We start from the raw sequence: 4,005 nt of genomic DNA on the forward strand, positions 1-4,005 counted from the left end.
GGCGCGTGGCTCAAACGCCCCGGAGCACCCCACCCAGAAAAGCACCTCGCGTTCGTCATCGGGGGTTGCTTTTGTCACAGGCGGCTCGATATTTTTCGCCCAGTCCAAGCGCTGAGAGTTAGGAAGTCCCCATGGGTTCTCTTTGCTCCCCAGCTGGCGTAGCATGGTCGCTCCCGAGCCACTGAGCCGTCCCTCGGCAACTCGATGGCGACGAACTCCATCAATCAGATCAACGTGGCGAATCAGCGACGGGCACTCATTCACACAGGCATGGCAGTTCGTGCAGGCCCAGAGCGTCTCATCGGAGAGAAAGTCCAGCGGCACGGACTTCTTGCCATCTAAGTGGCGGCGAATGTCCAGCACAATGGCTTTTGGGTTCAGCTCCTTACCCACCGCATGCGCGGGACAGACATCGGTACAGCGTCCACACTCCATGCAGCCGTCTAAGCTAAGCCGTTGCCAGAAGTCTAAGTCCGCCAGCTCGGTGAGCCCGATCTTGCCCGTCTCTTCGACATCGGCAAGGGCAATCGGCTCCAGCACCCCCATCGGGCGCTCGGGCTGAAGCGCGACACTCGCAGGAATGGTAAAGAGATGAAAACGCCGACCATAGGGTAGCAACGCAATCACGGCCAGCACGAGAAGCACGTGTACCCACCAGATCAGCATGTAGCTCATCGGGATGGTCTTTGCGACCGCAAGGCCCACCGGCGTAAAGCCCGCAAACGCCAGCCGCGCTGGGTCTGCCGCAATCCCCGCCCCTTCCAGCAAGAACCCTGTTACCGTCGCCACCAGACAGAGCGCCAGAAACCCGGAGTCGTAGGGTGAGTTCCCCAGACTCTCAGGCTTGGTCACTAAACGTCGCCAGAGCGCCACACAGAGTGCAATCAGCAGCCCCAGCCCAAAAATATCCAGCGCGGCCTTGACGATTAAGTAGAACGTCCCCTTGTAGAACCAGTGTTCCCCAAAGAGGAGCGCGCCGTAGTGCTCAATAGCGACGATCACCGTGCCGATAAAGAGCGCGAGAAAGCCATAGAAAATGCCCGCGTGCATCCCGCCCGCCAGCTTTCGGCGACGAACGCGCCGCTGCGCCAGGGATTGGTCGAGGACGCTACGTAGTCTCTGAGGCCAGTTCGTGACGGGCGGCAGGGGTTTTCCTCCCCGCCATATCGGCAAGCGTCGCCAGATGCCGTAGAAACAGATGGCCATTGAGAGCACAGCCAGCAAGTAAAACACCACCTGCTGTGGCCCAGAGATATGAAAGAGAATCGTTCGGGTCGGCATCTTCGCTGACTTTCTGAGTTCCTAGAGCTTCGCGATCTGCTCGGGGACAGCGGTGTGCAAGCCCGCGACATCAAGCAGATCTTTAGCAGTTAGCACAATACGAGTGTAGGGATAGAGGACGCACTTTACGGGCACGAGAGCTTTCATCTATAATTTTTCCACGAGATTATAGCACATCTCATGTCAAATCACGTTTTCTTCACGTACAATAGGCGCAACTCCTGAAAAGGTTTCGTACTGTCCATGGAAACGATCTCAGACTATCGCGAGCTAGACTCGCTGACTCGTCCCCTCAAAGTTCTGCTCTGGCTAGGCGCGGCTGTTGCGTTTGGCTCCCTGGTTTCGTCGGTGATGGTTCTGACCGAGCTCAATGCTCCGGGGTACCGCTCCTCAACAGAGCCCACCGCTTCTGATCTGCGCGAGGCAGTTGTGGGCATTGCTCACCTGGTGCTCTATCTGGTAACCGTGGTAGTCTTCGCTCGCTGGATCATCCGCGCCCACAAGAACCTTCCCGCCTTAGGAGCCGACCGAGCGAATATCACGCCGGGTTGGGCGGTCGGGTACTTCTTCGTGCCTTTCCTCAATCTCTGGAAGCCGTTTGAGGCCATGCGTGAGCTCTGGAATATCAGTGGCGATCCCCGCGACCCGAATATCAGCAAGACTCCTGGGCTTCTGGGAATCTGGTGGGGGCTATGGCTTGTGAGCAACTACCTAGGACAAGCCATGATGCGCACCTCCATGACAGAGCAATCGCTCGATAGCGTAAAGAGTAATACGATGCTGGGAGTTGCCGATGGTTTCTTGAGTATTCTCCTCTGCATCGCTGCCGCGCAAGTGGTGACGGAGATCACGCAGCGCCAGCAAAATATCCGCGACCAGCGCCCGCTAGCGCAGTAGTTCCCAGAATCGCCTTTAGAACCCGATGCTAACACCACTGCTCTGTCTTACGTTGCTCACGCAGCCGCCTGCTTTTCCCACCGGGGATGCACTCACCAAACAGGCCTATCTCCTCGCCTCCGCCAAGTCCGTGGCAACACCAAAAGTGACCGTGGACACCAGTGCCGCGCCCGATCTGGCGGAGTGGGGCAAGCACGCGGGCAATCTGATGGAGCAGTGGTACCCGATTGTCTGGAACCTGCTTGGGACGCAAGACGCCAAGCCTGCTTCGGAGATAAAAGTCACGTTCCAGCTCAAGCAAGACGCTCCTGCCTACGCCACGGGCGGCGGGATCTTCGTGAGCGTGCCATGGGTGCGTGCCCACCCAGACGACTTTGGGATGATGATCCACGAGATGACGCATCTCGTGCAAGCCTACCCCAGCAGCCGCAGCACACCCGGCTGGCTGGTAGAGGGGATCGCCGACTACATCCGCTGGTGGCGCTATGAGCCCGAGGCCCCACGTCCCAAGATCACCGAGAAAAACAAGTACACCGACGCCTACCGGGTCACCGCGTTTTTTCTGGCCTACCTCACACATAAATACGACCACGGCCTAGTACAAAAGCTCGACAAGGCCATGAAGACAAGAAGCTACAACGACAGCCTGTTCGAGGCATCTACTGGCAAGAAGCTCGACGATTTGTGGGCCGAGTTTGTGGCCTACCAGACAAAACCTAAGTCCTAGCTGCAGCGATAAATAAAATCAACCCGTTCCTGCCCCACCTCAGTTTAGCCCACGACAATCCGTGTACAATAGCAGCAATACTGATGAAAAATATCGCCCGATTACTGGCTCCTCTTCTCATTGGAAAGCCTGCTCGAATATCACTGGCAGAGCTTGTTTCCGGTGCGACGTTTATTGCGCGGGCTCGGGTCACGCACGTAGGCACAACGGGTCAAGCCTCACTGGAGCCATTGGGGCTCCAGAGAGAGGTTCGATATGCCGATGCGGTTGTTATAGAGCCTTTCAAGAACACCAAGAAGGGGCAAAAAATGCGTTTTCTGGCGGAGGGAACCTGGACGTGCGACTCCAGCACAGCCCTCAAAGGAGAAACGGTTCTCCTTTTTCTGGGAAAATGGGAAGGCGATCTCAAGAGTGGTGAGTATGTCAACCCGAAACTTTATCCGGGGATGCTCCAGCTAGAGTTATCGGGGCGTGGGCGGATCGAAATTGAACGTGGCATGGTCACCCCTGGCCTAATTTACGATTTGGGGCGCTACTTCCCTCGGCCCAAAGGAGTTGAGAAGTACGAGAGTTTTTCCATCCCCCTCGCCGATTTTGAAAAAACCGTTCAGAAACTTCTTCGCAAATAGAGTTCCAGAAGCGGCCTACCCTTTGCCACTTTCAGCATTACGAGCCTGGAGCCGGTACTCAATCTCACAGAGAATCTCGTCGGCCTGGTCGGGAGGAACGACCAGGGTCAAGCGTAGGAAACGTTTCTTGCGCGTTATCCGTAGCCAGGTGTAGATATAGTTGCGCTCGATACGAGCACGCTTAATCTCCTCCCAAGTAAGCTTGATACTGCCAAAGCCAAGAAAGTTTTGGTAGGTCAAGCCTTGGTCAGTGAGAGTGAGAACCTGTGTGCTTTTGCGATAGAGCCCAACGCAAACAATCGCCAGGCAGCTACTAAAGACACTCATCAGCGAGACAATTGGTTTTCCCGTCTCCATTTTCCAGAACACAACTGCGAGAGTGGCATTGAGAAGCAAGGCAAAGAAGTTTGCCCAGAGCGCGAACCGGGTTTGCTTGCGTTGCTCAGGAGTCAGGCGCACCGTGTAGACTTG

The 4,005-nt window shown here is 56.3% G+C and carries 6 protein-coding genes; 3 read left to right on the forward strand and 3 right to left on the reverse strand.

Annotated elements, in window-relative coordinates; all coding sequences use genetic code 11:
- The coding region (locus RMO15_RS10935) for a 4Fe-4S dicluster domain-containing protein (RefSeq protein ID WP_309711927.1) at positions 1-1,281 on the reverse strand (1,281 nt) is incomplete at its 3' end.
- A gap of 21 nt (positions 1,282-1,302) precedes the next feature.
- On the reverse strand, positions 1,303-1,428 hold the full coding sequence (locus tag RMO15_RS10940; RefSeq protein ID WP_309711930.1) for a hypothetical protein: 126 nt from the start codon (positions 1,426-1,428) through the stop codon (positions 1,303-1,305).
- Between the two features lie 96 nt (positions 1,429-1,524).
- Here RMO15_RS10940 and RMO15_RS10945 point away from each other — a divergent pair, with 96 nt between their 5' ends.
- The 3 genes from RMO15_RS10945 (at position 1,525) to RMO15_RS10955 (ending at position 3,534) form a co-directional block, all read left to right on the forward strand.
- Positions 1,525-2,178, forward strand: a complete 654-nt coding sequence (locus RMO15_RS10945) for a DUF4328 domain-containing protein (protein ID WP_309711932.1) — start codon at positions 1,525-1,527, stop codon at positions 2,176-2,178.
- A gap of 25 nt (positions 2,179-2,203) precedes the next feature.
- Complete coding sequence (locus tag RMO15_RS10950) at positions 2,204-2,905, forward strand: basic secretory protein-like protein (RefSeq protein WP_309711935.1); 702 nt, start codon at positions 2,204-2,206, stop codon at positions 2,903-2,905.
- An 83-nt stretch (positions 2,906-2,988) separates the two neighbouring features.
- Entirely contained in the window at positions 2,989-3,534 is a 546-nt protein-coding gene (locus tag RMO15_RS10955; protein WP_309711938.1) for a hypothetical protein, read from the forward strand.
- 15 nt (positions 3,535-3,549) lie between these two features.
- Here RMO15_RS10955 and RMO15_RS10960 read toward each other — a convergent pair.
- The coding region (locus tag RMO15_RS10960; RefSeq protein WP_309711941.1) for a hypothetical protein at positions 3,550-4,005 on the reverse strand (456 nt) is incomplete at its 5' end.

It is taken from the genome of Armatimonas sp., assembly GCF_031410135.1.
Classification (GTDB): Bacteria; Armatimonadota; Armatimonadia; order Armatimonadales; family Armatimonadaceae; genus Armatimonas.